This window comes from Kitasatospora sp. NPDC094019, from assembly GCF_044764505.1.
Lineage (GTDB): Bacteria > Actinomycetota > Actinomycetes > Streptomycetales > Streptomycetaceae > Kitasatospora.
In genome coordinates this window covers 67487-81398 of record NZ_JBIWIF010000004.1, presented here as the reverse complement: position 1 = coordinate 81398, position 13912 = coordinate 67487, and the positions used below count along the sequence as shown (strand labels likewise).

General features: G+C 73.8%; 12 protein-coding genes. 7 read left to right on the top strand and 5 right to left on the bottom strand.

Features of this window, described 5'->3' with window-relative positions:
- Positions 1-90 precede the first annotated feature (90 nt).
- Both ACIQ9P_RS10500 and ACIQ9P_RS10495 read right to left on the bottom strand, forming a co-directional pair.
- Positions 91-1524, bottom strand: coding sequence for an LPXTG cell wall anchor domain-containing protein (locus tag ACIQ9P_RS10500; protein WP_402352934.1), 1434 nt, complete (start codon positions 1522-1524; stop codon positions 91-93).
- A 273-nt stretch (positions 1525-1797) separates the two neighbouring features.
- Positions 1798-2190 carry a VOC family protein gene (locus tag ACIQ9P_RS10495; RefSeq protein ID WP_402352931.1) on the bottom strand — a complete coding sequence of 131 codons (393 nt, stop codon included), beginning with the start codon at positions 2188-2190 and terminating at the stop codon, positions 1798-1800.
- Positions 2191-2298: 108 nt separating this feature from the next.
- Between ACIQ9P_RS10495 and ACIQ9P_RS10490 the strand changes: the two genes are divergently transcribed.
- Positions 2299-3234: a LysR family transcriptional regulator gene (locus tag ACIQ9P_RS10490; RefSeq protein ID WP_402352928.1), complete on the top strand. Its 936-nt coding sequence runs from the start codon at positions 2299-2301 to the stop codon at positions 3232-3234.
- A 67-nt stretch (positions 3235-3301) separates the two neighbouring features.
- Here the strand turns inward: ACIQ9P_RS10490 and ACIQ9P_RS10485 are convergent, their stop codons facing one another.
- From ACIQ9P_RS10485 to ACIQ9P_RS10475, 3 genes are all read right to left on the bottom strand, one after another.
- Entirely contained in the window at positions 3302-4000 is a 699-nt protein-coding gene (locus tag ACIQ9P_RS10485) for a hypothetical protein (RefSeq protein ID WP_402352925.1), read from the bottom strand.
- A gap of 396 nt (positions 4001-4396) precedes the next feature.
- Positions 4397-5620: a metallophosphoesterase gene (locus tag ACIQ9P_RS10480; RefSeq protein WP_402352922.1), complete on the bottom strand. Its 1224-nt coding sequence runs from the start codon at positions 5618-5620 to the stop codon at positions 4397-4399.
- Positions 5621-5768: 148 nt separating this feature from the next.
- Positions 5769-6926 carry a LacI family DNA-binding transcriptional regulator gene (locus ACIQ9P_RS10475; protein WP_078879728.1) on the bottom strand — a complete coding sequence of 386 codons (1158 nt, stop codon included), beginning with the start codon at positions 6924-6926 and terminating at the stop codon, positions 5769-5771.
- Between the two features lie 333 nt (positions 6927-7259).
- Between ACIQ9P_RS10475 and hisC the strand changes: the two genes are divergently transcribed.
- From hisC to ACIQ9P_RS10445, 6 genes are all read left to right on the top strand, one after another.
- Positions 7260-8330 (top strand): histidinol-phosphate transaminase, encoded by a 1071-nt coding sequence (hisC, locus tag ACIQ9P_RS10470; protein WP_402352919.1) that lies wholly within the window; start codon positions 7260-7262, stop codon positions 8328-8330.
- Positions 8331-8673: 343 nt separating this feature from the next.
- Complete coding sequence (locus tag ACIQ9P_RS10465) at positions 8674-10143, top strand: efflux RND transporter periplasmic adaptor subunit (RefSeq protein WP_402352917.1); 1470 nt, start codon at positions 8674-8676, stop codon at positions 10141-10143.
- Complete coding sequence (locus ACIQ9P_RS10460; protein ID WP_402352914.1) at positions 10143-10994, top strand: ABC transporter ATP-binding protein; 852 nt, start codon at positions 10143-10145, stop codon at positions 10992-10994. Before ACIQ9P_RS10465 ends, ACIQ9P_RS10460 begins: the two co-directional genes overlap by 1 nt.
- Complete coding sequence (locus tag ACIQ9P_RS10455; protein ID WP_402352911.1) at positions 10991-12202, top strand: ABC transporter permease; 1212 nt, start codon at positions 10991-10993, stop codon at positions 12200-12202. The genes ACIQ9P_RS10460 and ACIQ9P_RS10455 overlap by 4 nt, the downstream gene beginning before the upstream one ends.
- A 16-nt stretch (positions 12203-12218) precedes the next feature.
- Positions 12219-12875, top strand: a complete 657-nt coding sequence (locus tag ACIQ9P_RS10450) for a hypothetical protein (protein WP_402352908.1) — start codon at positions 12219-12221, stop codon at positions 12873-12875.
- 279 nt (positions 12876-13154) lie between these two features.
- Positions 13155-13910, top strand: coding sequence for a response regulator transcription factor (locus ACIQ9P_RS10445; protein ID WP_093861266.1), 756 nt, complete (start codon positions 13155-13157; stop codon positions 13908-13910).
- Positions 13911-13912 lie beyond the last annotated feature (2 nt).

Sequence of the window (13912 nt, the reverse complement as noted above, 5' to 3'; positions counted from 1 at the left end):
AGCCGCGGGTCGGCCCCGCCGTGGTCGGAGCCCGGAAACGGAGAGTGCCCCCGGACGGCCTCGGCCGTCCGGGGGCACCCGCGTGCCGCGTCAGTCCTGGGCGCGGCGGCGCCTGGCGTAGAAGACCGAGCCGGCGCCGAGCAGCACCAGGGCGCCGGCGGTGCCGAACAGGGCACCGGACTCGCCGGCCCCGGTCGAGGCCAGCGTGGTGCCGGTCGCGCCGGTGGTGCCGGTGGCCGTCGTGGTGGTGGTCGTGGTGGCGGCCTGGTTCCCGGAGGTGTATCCCGCCGTGACGACCTTGGCGCCGGTGGCCGCGGACGGCGTCGTGGTCGGGACGGCGGCCGGGACGGCGGCCTGCGTCACGGCCGGGGCCGGAGCGGTGGTCGCCGCGGCGGCCGGGGTGTCGGACGCGGTGGGCTTCGGGGTGTCGGCCGGAGCGGTGGTCGGGGTGCTCGGCGTCGGCTCGGGGTCGGGCGTGGCGCGGTAGCCGTTCACCTCGACCAGTTCGCGGACGATGATGTCGACCGGCCCCTGGTCGGTGTCGGGCAGCAGCGAGAGCCACTCGGAGAAGAAGGTCCCGGGACCGGTCGTCCCGACGAGGGAGAGCCTCAGCTTGTAGTGGTGGCTCTCGCCCTTGCCGAGGCCGCCGGCCACCGCCGGCAGCTGCCAGGTGTTGTTCGAACCCGGAACCGCGACCCAGGTGCCGTCCGGCTGCTGCGCGTCGAGCTTGAGGACGGCGCCGTTCACCGGGAACCGCAGCGTCGGGGTGATCGGAGCGGTGATGCCGGCCCCGTTGTTGGCCAGGAGGAGGTCGGTCTCGAAGGGCTTGGCGAAGGAGACGCGGTTCTCGGCGGACGTGAACCGCTGGAACAGGGCCGGGGCGGGGGAGGAGACCGCCAGCGCGACCGGAGCGCTGTTGGTGCTGTTGTCCTTGTCGTTCTGCAGCGTGACCTTCAGGGAGGTGTTGTCCGCGGGCAGGGAGGCCCGCACCTTGACGGTGACGTCCCAGGTGTAGGTGGCGCCGGCCGGGACCTTGAAGCTCACGAACGACATGGCGTTGTTGGGCAGGACGTAGCCGACGAAGCCGTTGTTCCCGAAGCCGGACACGCCGTAGCTGACCGGGGCCGAGACCTCCTTGGCGCTGAACTCGATCCAGTTCCAGCCCGACGGGGCGGAGCCCGTGGGGGCGACGCTCAGCGTCGGGTGGTACTGCTGCTCCTGGTCGGAGCTGTTGGTGACCGTCAGCCTCATGGTCGCGCCCTCGCCACCGCGGGTGATCGGGGCCTGGCCCGGGGCCGTCTCCAGGGTGGCGGCCAGGGGCTTGGCCGCGTTCTGGTCCGCCTTCGTGGTGGGGGTGTCGGCAGCGGGGGCGTCGGTGGCGGGGACGTCGGCGGCCGGCGCGACGGCGGCCGGCGGGGCGGCGGCGAAGGCGGTCGCCGGGGCGAGCACGGTGGCCCCGGTGGCGGCGATCAGCGTGGCGGCGGCGAGCAGACGGGAACGGCGGGTCAGCGGGCGCGCAGGCATGAGTGGTCTCCCCGAGGAATCAACAGAGGCAGCTGCGCGCGGTATTCGGTCCGTGCCGTTCTCGCGGTGTCGCGGCTGCGATGTGAGAATCTTCGCAGCAAATTCGCCCACCGACCATCACACAATCGTCACTACTGTGTAACTGGTGATCGGACCGATTTCCGGGGTCGCCGAACGGTTGCGGCCGGGGCCGAACTCCACCTGTCACCAGGGGAGATCTGCCCCGGCCGCGGTGGGGACCGGCGTTCCGGCGTTCCGGTGGTCAGGGCCGGGTCAGGCGGCGTCCTCGGGGTACCAGCGGAGTTCGACGGTGTTGCCGTCCGGGTCCTGGACGTAGATCGAGGTGGCGTTGCCGCGGGCGCCGTAGCGGGGGACGGGGCCCTCCAGGACCTTGAAGACGCCGGTGTCGATCACCTGCTGCCAGTCGAGGGGGTCGACGGTGAGGCAGATGTGGTCGACGTTGGACTCGCCGCGTGGGCGGGACATCAGGTCGATGATCGTTTCGGGGGTGACCCGCAGGGACGGGAACGAGACCTTGCCGGCCCGCCACTCCTCGACCCGGACCGGTTCCAGGCCGAGCAGGCCGCCGTAGAACGCCAGCGAACGCTCGATGTCGCGGACGTTGAGCACGAGGTGGTCGAAAGCCTTCACACGGATGGCGGTCATGGTGGCTCCAGTCGGGAGGGGTGCTGCCGGTGACGTGTTCCACGATCCGCCAGGCGGCCGGTGTCATCAAGACGGCATCGGTCAACGATCATTGAGCGGGAGTGAACGATGGAGGGGTGGACGGTGCTGGAACGGGTGGAGATCGAGGTCTTCCTGACACTCGCGGAGGAGCTGCACTTCGGCCGCACCGCCGAACGCCTGCGGCTCAGCACCGGGCGGGTCAGCCAGGTGGTGCGACAGCTCGAACGGCGGGTCGGGGGACCGCTGTTCGAGCGCAGCAGCCGGTCGGTGCGGCCGACCCCGGTGGGCCGGCGGCTGGCGGAGGAGCTGGCGCCCCTGGTGGACGGCATCACGGCGGCGGTGCACCGGGCCGCGCGGGCGCACCGGGGCGTCGGCGGCGAGCTGACGGTGGCGTTCCTCGGGGAGGGCACGGCGCCGGTACTGCTCAGGGCGGTCGCGCTGTTCAGCGAGCGGCACCCGGACTGCCGGGTGGAGGTCCGGGAGGCGCAGCTGGCGAACACCCGGTCCAGCCTGCTGGACGGTTCGGTGGACGTGCTGATCGCCGCCTTCCCGTTCGACGGGATGGCGAACGGCCCGGTGCTGATGACCGAGCGCCGGGTGCTCGCGGTGGCGGCCGGGCACCCGCTGGCCGGCGCCGCGTCGGTGTCGCTGGAGGTGCTGGGAGACCATCCGGTGGTCCAGTACCCCGCGGTGACCTCGGCGGCGTTCAAGCGGGACCGCACCCCCGACCGGACCCCGTCGGGGCGGCCGGTGCCGCCCGGACCGGTCGGCGGGTCCTTCTCCGAGATGCTGACGCTGGTCGCGCTGGGCCGGGGCGTGCTGCCGGTCGGCGAACTCTCGCTGCGGTACCACCCGCGTCCGGACCTCGCCTATGTGCCGATCGAGGACGCTCCGCCGATCGAGCGCGGTCCGGTCTGGCGGGAGGGCAACACGACGGAGCGGGTCCGCGAGTTCGTCCGGGCGGCGGGCGACTCCGTGGCGGCGGGCGACTCCGCTGCGGCGGCGCGCTCCGCGACGCCGTAGCGCCGGCGGCGTCGACCCGGGCGGCCGGATGGCGGGCCGCAGGTCGCGGCGCCGCGGTCCGGCCCGGTCAGGCGTCGTCGGGGCCGGTGAGGGCCGGGGCGGTGCCGGTCCGGGCGGCGGCGGTGAGGTGGGGGACGAGCGCCCGCTCGCGCAGGGCGCGCTGCCAGTCGCGGCGGGCTTCGTCGAGCTCGGCCGCGAGTTCCGGGTCGGTGCCCGGCGGGAACGGGACGGTGGGCGGGGCCGAGCCGTCCCGCAGGGCGGTGAGGATCAGCCCGACGATGCCGACCGCCATCGCGGCCACTCCGGCGGCGAGGGCGAGCCACCCGGCGGTGAGCAGCGAGCGGGCCAGGGCGTTGTCCGGGTCGGCGGCCCGCAGGGTGTAGCCGAGCAGCAGCAGGACCAGGGCGGCCGCCCAGGCGAGGATCGGGGTCAGGACGGTGAGCACCGGGAGCAGCCCGGCGCCGCCGTTCGCCGAGCGCAGCTGGGTGAGCAGCCCGGGCGCGGCGGGCTCGCCGGGGGCCGGAGGGGTGGCGCGCAGGTTCTCGCGCAGTCGCAGGTAGTGCTGGTACTCGGTGGCCGCCGGGGCGGCGACGCTGTCGGCCGAGGCGAGCGCGTGGGTGCGCAGGTCGTCGGGGGTGGGCGCGCCGTCGGCGCGCAGGACGGTGCGGAGGGTGTCGTCGCGCAGTGCGTCGTCGAGGAGGCGCTCGAAGTCCGGGCGGTCCTCGGCGAGCAGGTGCGGGGCGTCGTTCATGGGGACCCCGTTCATGCGGACCCCCGCGCTCTCCGCCCCGCGGGCGCGGGGCTGGGCGCGGAGTCGGGCCGCCGGACGGGCGGCCGGGTGTGGTGTGCCCCCGATGGTAGGGGCGGGTGCGGCCGGGTCGACAGTGACTTTCCGGAATTTCGCGCCCCGGGGTGCGCGTGCGCGACCGTCCGGGCGCCGGGAACGCGCGTTCGGTCGACGGTGCGTCACCTGCGGTGGGCGGAGGGTGTTCCGGAGGTGTTTGCAAAGTCCGGCCGCGACTCTGCAAACACCACTCGGTGACGTTCACCGCCCGGTGCCGTCGTTCATCCCCGGCCCCGGCGGTCGCTGCCCGGGGCCGGCGGCGGCCAGCAGCCGGCGGTCACCGCCCGGAGCGGTGCCGGCCTGCGGGGGCGCGCCGGCTCAGATCGGCAGGCGGGAGACCAGCAGCCGGCCGTCCATGGTCACTCCGCCGTCCATGGCGACGGCGAGGTCCTCCGCGTAGACGTACGGCCCCGGGATCTGCGGCGGCATGCCGTCGTCCGCGTGCACCGCGCCGGTGAGGTACGGGATCGGGCTGTGGCCGTGCACGACGCGGGTGCCGCCGTAGGTGTCCAGCAGCTCGCGGACGGCGGTCGGGCCGGAGTCGCCGCGGAAGGCGAAGCGCTTGGTGAAGCGGCGGAAGCAGTCCCACCACTCGTCGACGCCCTCGTCCGCGAGCAGGTCGTGGACGGCGTCGTTGACCTCGGGGATGGACTCGCCGTACTCCAGGTACGCGGTGGTGTCGGAGTGCAGCAGCAGGTGGCCGTCCTCCAGGGCCATCGCCGGGAGCCGGGAGAGCCAGCTGATGTGGTGCGCCTCCAGGCGCTCCAGGTCGCTCTGCTGCCCGCCGTTGAGCCGCCAGGCGGCGAGGAAGGAGGCGGTGCCGGCGGTGGACTGGACCGGCTCGTCGCCGTACCGGGCGGCGCCGAGGAAGAGCAGTTCGTGATTGCCCATCAGGGCCCGGCAGTAGCCGCCGGCCGCCGCCGACTCGGCGGCGAGCTGCATGACCAGGTCGATGACGCCGATGCCGTCCGGGCCGCGGTCGGTGAAGTCGCCGAGGAACCAGATCCGGGACCGGCCGGCGGACCAGTGGCCGTCGGCGTCGATCAGGCCCTGGTGGCGCAGCTCGGCGCGGAGCTCGTCGAGGTAGCCGTGCACGTCGCCGACGACGTAGAGCGGGCCGGGGGGCTCGCCGGGGCCGGGGGCCGGGTACGGGTGGTAGGGCTGGCCGGGTTCGGCGAGCGGGGGGCCGAGCTCGATGGTCGGCGGGTCGTCGCTCTGCGGTCCGGGGCCGGCGCCGGGGTGGCCGCCGTGGGCGGGGGAGGCGTGGTCCCGCAGGGTGGGCTCGTAACCGGCCTGCTCGTGGGGGCCGTTCTGGGAGCGCACGGCGTGGCCCTGTTCGGGGCCGGTGGCGGGCCAGTGCTGTTCGAGGTACCGGGCGCCGCCGTAGCCGCTGTAGGTCTCGGCCTCGTAGCCGGTCGCGGAGTACCCGCCGTTGGGGTCCGGTTCGTAATAGGTGCCGTACGGCAGCACGTCGAGGTCCGGCTGGTGGCGTGGGCCTGAGTCCGGGTGTTCAGGCCCGGGGAAGCGGTCCTCGGGTGTCATTCGCCCATCATAGGAAGACCACTCTCCCGGCGTCGTCACCTGGTGGGTATCCAATCCTCCGGAGCGTCAGCCGGGCGGTCCGTCAGGTCCGTTTTGTCCCGACTCGGCATGGTCCGGACCACAGCCCGCTGGGGTGCGGTCCCGGGGGTCACACCTCACCCGGCGGGCGGGGCGGGCTGACGGTGGTGCGCGGGCTCCGCCGTTGCGAGGAGGCGCGGACGATGAGCTCGGTCGGCATCAGGGTGCCGGGCGGCGGGCCGGTGCCGGCGGTGCGGAAGCGCGGCGGGAACAGCCGGGCGATGTCCACGCCGGTGCCGGAGTCCACGCCCTCGATGGCGTCGATCAGGAGGTTCACCACGGTGGTGCCGATCCGCCGGGGTTTGAGCGACAGGGTGGTGATGGGCGGCTCGGTGGTGGCGTACACGTCGCTCTCGCTGCAGCAGACCAGCAGCAGGTCGTCGGGCACCCGCAGGCCGTAGCGGCGGGCGGCGGCGAGCAGGTCGGTGCCGTTGGGGTCGAACAGGCCGTAGACGGCGTCCGGCCGGTCCGGGCGGGCGAGCAGCCGGTCGGCGGCGACGGCGCCGGCCGCCGGGTCGTGCGCGGGGTAGGTCTCGTAGACCGGTTCCTGGCCGACCTTGGCGCACCAGCCGAGGTACGCCTCGGTGGACAGCCGGGTGTAGGTGTCGGTGCTGGTGCCGGTGAGCAGGCCGATCCGGCGGGCGCCGGCCTCGGAGAGGTGGTCGAGGATGCCGAGCACGGCGGCCTCGTGGTCGTTGTCGACCCAGGCGGTGACCGGGCAGTTCCCGGGCTTGCCGTCGCTGACCACCGGGACGCCGGACCGGTACAGCTCGCTGACCAGCGGGTCCTGGTCGGGCGGGTCGATCACCACGGTGCCGTCGAGGGCGATGTTGCCCCAGACGTCGTGCCGGGAGGAGGCGGGCAGTACCACCAGCGCGTAACCGCGGCCGAGGGCGGCGCTGGTGGCGGCCCGGGCCATCTCGGCGAAGTAGGCGAACTCGGTGAAGGTGAACGGCTCTTCGCCGTAGGTGGTGACGGTCAGCCCGATCAGGCCGGACCGTCCGGTGCGCAGGGTGCGGGCCGCCGCCGAGGGGCGGTATCCGAGGCGCTCGGCGACTTCGCGCACCCGGCTTCTGGTCTCGTCGGGCAGGCGGCCCTTCCCGTTCAGCGCGTCGGAGACGGTGGTGATCGACACTCCGGCGGCTGCTGCCACATCCCGGATGCCGGCCCGCTCCAGACGCCGTGAGGTGGTGGGTCGCCGACCGCTCTGGTTGGCTGCTGCTGTCATGGCGGACCGATCGTATGGCTCCTGACAAGGGTCTGTGACCGGCGCATTGGGAGCCTGTGGAGATACGTTTCTCCGTGAGTGAGCCCGTGTGCGCCCCTTCGATCCCCGGACGGAAGCAGCTGGTTTACCTCTGACATGTGCCAAAGGAACCCAGCAGAATGGCTGATCCGCGTCTGTAACCCGACCGGGCATCTCACCCCTACGGGTGAGTGCGGTCGGTATCGTTCAGGGCACCCGACCGGGGTGGAACCGCACGCGTTCCGACTGCCCGGGCACGGCGGCGACCCCGACCGTGGCGGGCGAACGCAGCGGAAAGACCGAAGGAGACCGACCGTGACCGCAGCACAGGGCCCCCGCCTCAGGCCGAGCCTGGACGGCATTCCCAGCTACAAGCCCGGCAAGCCGGCAGGCCCCGACGCCTACAAGCTGTCCTCCAACGAGAACCCGTACGAGCCGCTCCCGGGGGTGCTGGAAGCGGCGGTGGCGGCGGCCGGCAAGCTCAACCGCTACCCGGACATGGCCGTCACCGAGCTGACCGCCGAACTGGCGAAGCACTTCGACGTGCCGGTCGAGCACATCGCCACCGGCACCGGTTCGGTCGGCGTCGCCCAGTCGCTGATCCTCGCCACGGCGGGCCCGGGCGACGAGGTGATGTTCGCCTGGCGCTCCTTCGAGGCGTACCCGATCATCACCCAGATCGCCGGCGCGACCCCGGTGCCGGTGCCGCTCACCGCGGGCGGCGACCACGACCTGGACGCGATGCTGGCCGCGATCACCGAGCGGACCAGGCTGATCTTCGTCTGCAACCCCAACAACCCCACCGGCAACGTGATCCACCGCGCCGAGCTGGAGCGCTTCCTGGACGCCGTCCCGGCCGAGGTGCTGGTCGTCGTCGACGAGGCGTACATCGAGTTCATCCGCGACCCCGAGGTGCCCAACGGCCTCGACCTCTACCGGGACCGGCCGAACGTCTGCGTGCTGCGCACCTTCTCCAAGGCGTACGGTCTGGCCGGCCTGCGGGTCGGCTTCGCGGTCGCGCACGAGCCGGTCGCGAGCGCGCTGCGCAAGACCGCGGTGCCGTTCGGTGTCGTCCAGCTCGCCCAGGACGCCGCGGTCGCCTCGCTGCGGGCCGAGGCCGCGCTGATGGTCCGGGTCGACGCGCTGGTCGAGGAGCGGACCCGGGTGGTGGCCGGGCTGCGGGCCCAGGGCTGGGAGATCCCGGACTCGCAGGCCAACTTCGTCTGGCTGGAGCTGGGCGAGCGATCGCAGGACTTCGCGGCCGCGTGCGCCGCCGCCGGTGTGATCGTGAGGCCGTTCCCCGAGGGCGTCCGGATCTCGATCGGTGAGGTCGAGGGCAACTCGATCTTCCTCTCGGTGGCCGAGGCGTTCCGCAAGGAGCTGTAGCCCGCTCGTTCGGACAGGCCCCGCGGCGGAGCGGGGCGGCCGGGTTCGCACCGGCTGCCCCGCTCCGCCGCGGCGCGTTCCGGGGGCGGTCCGCGGGGTGTCGCGGACGCGTCCCGTCGCGGACGCCTTCCCGGGCGGTCCGCGGCCGTTCCCCGGGGCGCGTCGATCAGGAGTGCCTGGGGATTCCTGGGAGTCGACTGGGAGGACGGTCAACGGCTCGCCCGGAACCGGCCAAGCGGGCCCCGCCGGTGGGCGGAGCGCGGCAAATGCCCGGTTCGGCCGGTCAGCCTTCTCCCAGTCGGCGCCCAGGACGGTGCAAGAGCGCCCCGGGAAGCTGTGCGCCATGAAGGTGTTCCCGCGACGGCGAGGTGCCGTCCTCGTCAACTCCGCGCTCGGCGTGGCCCTGCTCGGTGCCGCCGCCCTGACGTACACGGTGCTGGACGACGGCACCGGTGCCACGGCCGCCAGGGCCCCGGTCCGCACGGCGTCCGTGACCAAGGGCACGGTCCTGGCCACGGTGTCCGGAACCGGCACCCTGGCCTCGCCCACCGACGCCGCCCAGGACTTCACCACCGGCGGGCGGCTGACGGCCGTCAAGGTCGCCGTCGGTGACCAGGTGACCAAGGGCCAGGTGCTCGCCACCGTCGACACCACGGCCGCCCAGCAGCAGGTGGACGCCGCGCAGGCGGCGCTCAACACCGCCGCGGCCAACCTGACCAAGGCCCGGGCGGGCGTCACCACCACGACCGTCCAGCAGCTGCCGGCCAAGGCCAACGGCTCGTCGGGCTCGTCGGGGTCGTCCGGCGGGAACGGCACGGGCGGCACGGGCGGCCGTGGGGCGGGCGGGAGCAGCGCGTCCGCCCCCTCGGCCGACCCGTCCGGGCAGACCGCCCCGTCCGCGCAGGCCACCGTCCCGGCGGCGCCGCCCGCCGTCCCCGAGCCGCAGACCACCACCATCTCCACCACCAAGGTGGACGAGGCTGCGGTCGCCCAGGCCGAGCAGCAGCTCTCCACCGCGCAGACCAACCTCTCCAACGCCCAGACGGCGCTGGCCGGCACCACGCTCAGCGCCTCGGTGGACGGCACGGTCGCCTCGGTGGCGGCCAAGGTCGGCGACACGGTCGGGGCGGCCGGCGGCGGGACCTCCGGCAGCGGCACCAAGTCGACCGGGAGCTCCGCCACCGCCCCCAGCGGCTTCATCGTGCTGACCAACCCGACCGGGATGCAGGTCACCGCGAACTTCTCCGAGCTGGACTCGCTCAAGCTCAAGAAGGGCGAGGCGGCCACCGTCACCCTGAACGCGCAGTCCGACAGCAAGTTCAACGCCTCGGTGCTCTCGGTCAGCCCGCTGCCGGTGAGCGGCTCCGGCGGTGGCGCGGCCGCCGTGCAGTACTCGGCGACGCTCCAGATCTCCGGCGACACCGGCAAGCTGCGGACCGGCCTCAGCGCGACCGTCTCGGTGGTCACCGGCGAGGCGGACAACGCGCTCTCGCTGCCCACGGCGGCCCTGTCCGGCACCGGCTCAAGCCGCACCGCGACCGTGGTCCACGAGGACGGCAGCACCGAACGGGTCACCGTCGGGGTCGGGGTCGAGGGCGACACCACCGTGCAGGTGCTGACCGGGCTGAACGAGGGCGACAAGGTCGAACTGGCCTCCACCAGCGGCTCCAACGGCTTCCCCAACGGCTCCTTCCCCGGCGCCGGCGGTCAGGGCGGCCGCAACGGCGGCGGTGCGGGCGGCGCGGGTGTGGCCGGTCTCGGCGGCGGTGGCGCGGGTGCCGGCGCGGGCGGCGGACGGGGCGGTGGCCGCTGATGGCCCGCCGCGCCCTCCCCGCCCGGCCGGGCGCCGGTCCGGTCCACCCGGTCGGCCCGGCCGGTCCGGTCCACCCGGACACGCCGCCGCCGGTGATCCGGATCCACCGGCTCACCAAGTCCTACGGCCACGGCGACGCCACCGTGCACGCGCTGCGCGGCCCGGACGACCCGGCCACCGGCGCCCCGCTCGGCGTCGACCTGGTCGTCGAGCAGGGCGACTACGTCGCCGTGATGGGCAGCTCCGGCTCCGGCAAGTCCACCCTGATGAACATCCTCGGCTGCCTCGACGTGCCGACCGCCGGCCGCTACCTGCTGGACGGCATCGACGTCGGCCACCTGGACGAGGGGCAGCTCGCGCTGGTGCGCAACCGCAAGATCGGCTTCGTCTTCCAGTCCTTCAACCTCGTCCCCCGCACCACCGCGCTCGCGCAGGTCGAGCTGCCGCTCGCCTACGCGGGCGTGCGGGCCGCCGAACGCCGTCGGCGGGCGCTCGCCGCGCTCTCCCTGGTCGGTCTGGCCGAGCGCTCCGGGCACCGTCCCAACGAGCTCTCCGGTGGCCAGCAGCAGCGCGTCGCGGTGGCCCGGGCACTGGTCACCGCGCCCGCGATGCTGCTCGCCGACGAACCCACCGGCAACCTGGACAGCCGCTCCACCGAGGAGGTGCTCGGCCTGATCGACGGCCTCAACGCCACCGGCCGCACGGTCGTGCTGATCACCCACGAGGACGAGGTGGCCCGGCACGCCAAGCGGGTGCTGCGGCTGGTGGACGGCGCGATCGTCGCGGACGTCCGGCAGGCCCCGGTCGACGGGCCGCCGCCCGCCCTGCACCGGGTGGGGGTGCCCGCGTGATCCTCTGGCAGACCCTCCGCTTCGCGGCCGGCGGCCTGGCCGCCAACAAGGTCCGCTCCGCCCTCACCATGCTGGGGGTGCTGATCGGCGTCGCCTCGGTGATCCTGCTGCTGGCGGTCGGCAACGGCTCCTCGGTCGCGGTCAAGGAGTCGATCACCTCGCTCGGCACCAATGCGCTGACCGTCAGCTCCGGTTCCTCCTTCGGCGGCTCCCGCTCCGCGGGCACCACCAAGAAGCTGACCGTCGACGACGCCAAGGCGCTGGCCACCCAGGCGGACCCGAACGCCGTCCGCTCGGTGGCCCCGGTGGTGACCACCACCGGCACCGCCCTGAACGGGGACGTCTCCTACAGCCCTGGTTCGATCGTCGGCACCTACCCGGCGTACTTCGAGACCGCCAACCAGAAGGTCGACCACGGCGAGTACTTCACCCAGGACGACGTGCTGGCCTCCCGCAAGGTCGCGGTGCTCGGGGCGACCACCGCGAAGCAGCTCTTCGCCGGCGCCGATCCGGTGGGCCGGCCGATCGTCGTCGGCGGCACCCCGTTCACCGTGGTCGGCGTGCTCAAGGCCAAGGGCGGCAGCGGCTTCACCGACCCGGACGACGTGCTGATCGCGCCGCTGCCGACGGTGCAGAACGCCTTCACCGGCTTCGGCTCGGTCAACCAGATCATGGTGCAGGCGGCCTCGGCGGACAGCACCGCCCAGGCCCAGTCCGAGATCAGCCGGATCCTGCTCGGCACCCACGCGATCGCCGACCCGGCCAAGGCGGACTTCCGGATCAGCAGCCAGACCTCGCTGCTCAGCGCCCGGGAGTCGACCACGAAGACCTTCACCGTGCTGCTCGGCGCGGTGGCCGCCATCTCGCTGCTGGTCGGCGGGATCGGCATCACCAACATCATGCTGGTCACCGTCACCGAGCGGACCAGGGAGATCGGCATCCGCAAGGCACTCGGCGCCCCCCGCGGCGTCATCCTCGGGCAGTTCCTCACCGAGGCCACCCTGCTGTCGGTGGTGGGCGCCGGGCTGGGGGTGCTGGCCGGGATCGCCGGCTCGCACTTCCGGATCGTCGGCATCGAACCGGTGGTGATCCCCGAATCGGTGCTCGGCGCCTTCGGGATCGCCGTCGCCATCGGCCTGTTCTTCGGCAGCTACCCCGCCAACCGGGCCGCCTCGCTGCGCCCGATCGACGCCCTCCGCCACGAGTGACCAAGGACCGCACACCATGAGCAACGAGATCGAGCCGTCCACCCCCGCCGAGCAGGTCGTCCTGCTCTCCACCGCGCCGGACGCCCGGGACGTCAGCGCCGAGCTGTCCGCCCCGCCGCGCCGCCGACTGCCCTGGGTACCGCTGGTGCTGGCCGGCGCGGTGATCGCCACGGCGGCCTTCGCCGGCGGGGCCTGGTACCAGCGGGACCACGGCTCCACCAAGACCGCCGGGGGCGCCGGCCGGGCGGCCGCCGCGGGCACCCAGCAGCCGCGGCCGGGCGCGACCGGTGCCGGTGGGGCCGGCAACCGCCGCAACGGCCAGGGCGGCGGCCAGGGGGCCCAGGGCGGCGGCACCGGCCAGGGCGGTCAGGGCGGCGGGCAGGGCGGTTTCACCCGGGGCACGGTCAAGGCCGTGGACGGCACCACCGTCTACCTGACCGACGCCAACGGCAACACCGTCAAGGTGACCACCGGCGACAGCACCAAGGTGCAGCTCAACAAGGAGGGCAAGGTCGGCGACCTCCAGCCCGGCCAGAGCGTCACCGTGGTCGGCACCCCGTCCGACGGCGGCTACGCCGCGACCCAGCTGGTCGAGGGCGGCGCCGCCGGCGGCGGCTTCGGCGGCTTCGGCGGAGGTGCCGGCGGCGGCTCCCGGACGGCGTCCGGCGGCTGACCGGCCGCCGCGCGCCCGCGCGGCCCGGCCCGACCTCCTCCGGTGGGCCGGGCCGCGTATTCCCCCGCCGACCTGCGCCGGAGTACCGTCGGGACGGTGCGCACACCACCGAGGCCCGACCTGGGGGTCCGTCCGTACAAAACCGCCCGATAAGGTGTTAATCCAACATTCATCGATGGCCCTTGGCCTCCCCGAGCTAGCCTCAAGCTGAACGCCATCGTCCGACCGGGAGGCGGAACCCCCGTGCAAGGCACTGTCTCGACACCAGGAGCTCCGGCGGTGAACAACGGCGGCCAGGGGGAGGCTTACCTCCTCGTCGTCGACGACGAGCCGAACATCCGCGAGCTGCTCTCCGCCTCGCTGCGCTTCTCCGGCTTCCGGGTGGCCTCCGCCGCCAGCGGCGCCGAAGCGCTGGAACTGATCGCCGTCGACCGCCCCGACCTCGTCGTCCTGGACGTGATGCTCCCCGACCTCGACGGCTTCACCGTCGTCGAGCGGCTCCGGGAGCAGACCAGCCGCGGCCTCATCGCCGGCCCCGGCCACGGCCACCCCGGCGACCACCTGCCGGTGCTCTTCCTGACCGCCAAGGACGGCGTCGGGGACAAGGTCCAGGGCCTCGCCGCGGGCGCCGACGACTACGTCACCAAGCCGTTCAGCCTGGAGGAGCTGATCGCCCGGATCCGCGCCATCCTGCGCCGCTCCGGCGGACCGGCCGAGGACGGCCGGCTGATCGTCGCCGACCTCGTCCTCGACCCGGTGGCCCACGAGGTCACCCGCGGGGGCGTCGTGGTCGCGCTCTCCCCGACCGAGTTCAAGCTGCTGCACTACCTGATGGCCAACGTGGGCCGGGTCGTCTCCAAGGCGCAGATCCTGGACCACGTCTGGGCCTACGACTTCGGCGGCGACCTCTCGATCGTCGAGTCCTACATCTCCTACCTGCGCCGCAAGCTCGACTCCGGACCCAGCCACGGGCCGAAGCTGATCCACACCGTGCGCGGCATCGGCTACGCCCTGCGCCGCCCCCCGCAGAGCTGACC

What these genes read in the sequence shown, in the direction of transcription:
- ACIQ9P_RS10475 (WP_078879728.1), bottom strand. Translation starts at nt 6,926, where the DNA reads ATGACAGCAGCAGCCAACCAGAGCGGTCGGCGACCCACCACCTCACGG.
- ACIQ9P_RS10495 (WP_402352931.1), bottom strand. Translation starts at nt 2,190, where the DNA reads ATGACCGCCATCCGTGTGAAGGCTTTCGACCACCTCGTGCTCAACGTC.
- ACIQ9P_RS10500 (WP_402352934.1), bottom strand. Translation starts at nt 1,524, where the DNA reads ATGCCTGCGCGCCCGCTGACCCGCCGTTCCCGTCTGCTCGCCGCCGCC.
- ACIQ9P_RS10450 (WP_402352908.1), top strand. Translation starts at nt 12,219, where the DNA reads ATGAGCAACGAGATCGAGCCGTCCACCCCCGCCGAGCAGGTCGTCCTG.
- ACIQ9P_RS10485 (WP_402352925.1), bottom strand. Translation starts at nt 4,000, where the DNA reads ATGAACGGGGTCCCCATGAACGACGCCCCGCACCTGCTCGCCGAGGAC.
- ACIQ9P_RS10465 (WP_402352917.1), top strand. Translation starts at nt 8,674, where the DNA reads ATGAAGGTGTTCCCGCGACGGCGAGGTGCCGTCCTCGTCAACTCCGCG.
- ACIQ9P_RS10490 (WP_402352928.1), top strand. Translation starts at nt 2,299, where the DNA reads ATGGAGGGGTGGACGGTGCTGGAACGGGTGGAGATCGAGGTCTTCCTG.
- ACIQ9P_RS10460 (WP_402352914.1), top strand. Translation starts at nt 10,143, where the DNA reads ATGGCCCGCCGCGCCCTCCCCGCCCGGCCGGGCGCCGGTCCGGTCCAC.
- ACIQ9P_RS10480 (WP_402352922.1), bottom strand. Translation starts at nt 5,620, where the DNA reads ATGACACCCGAGGACCGCTTCCCCGGGCCTGAACACCCGGACTCAGGC.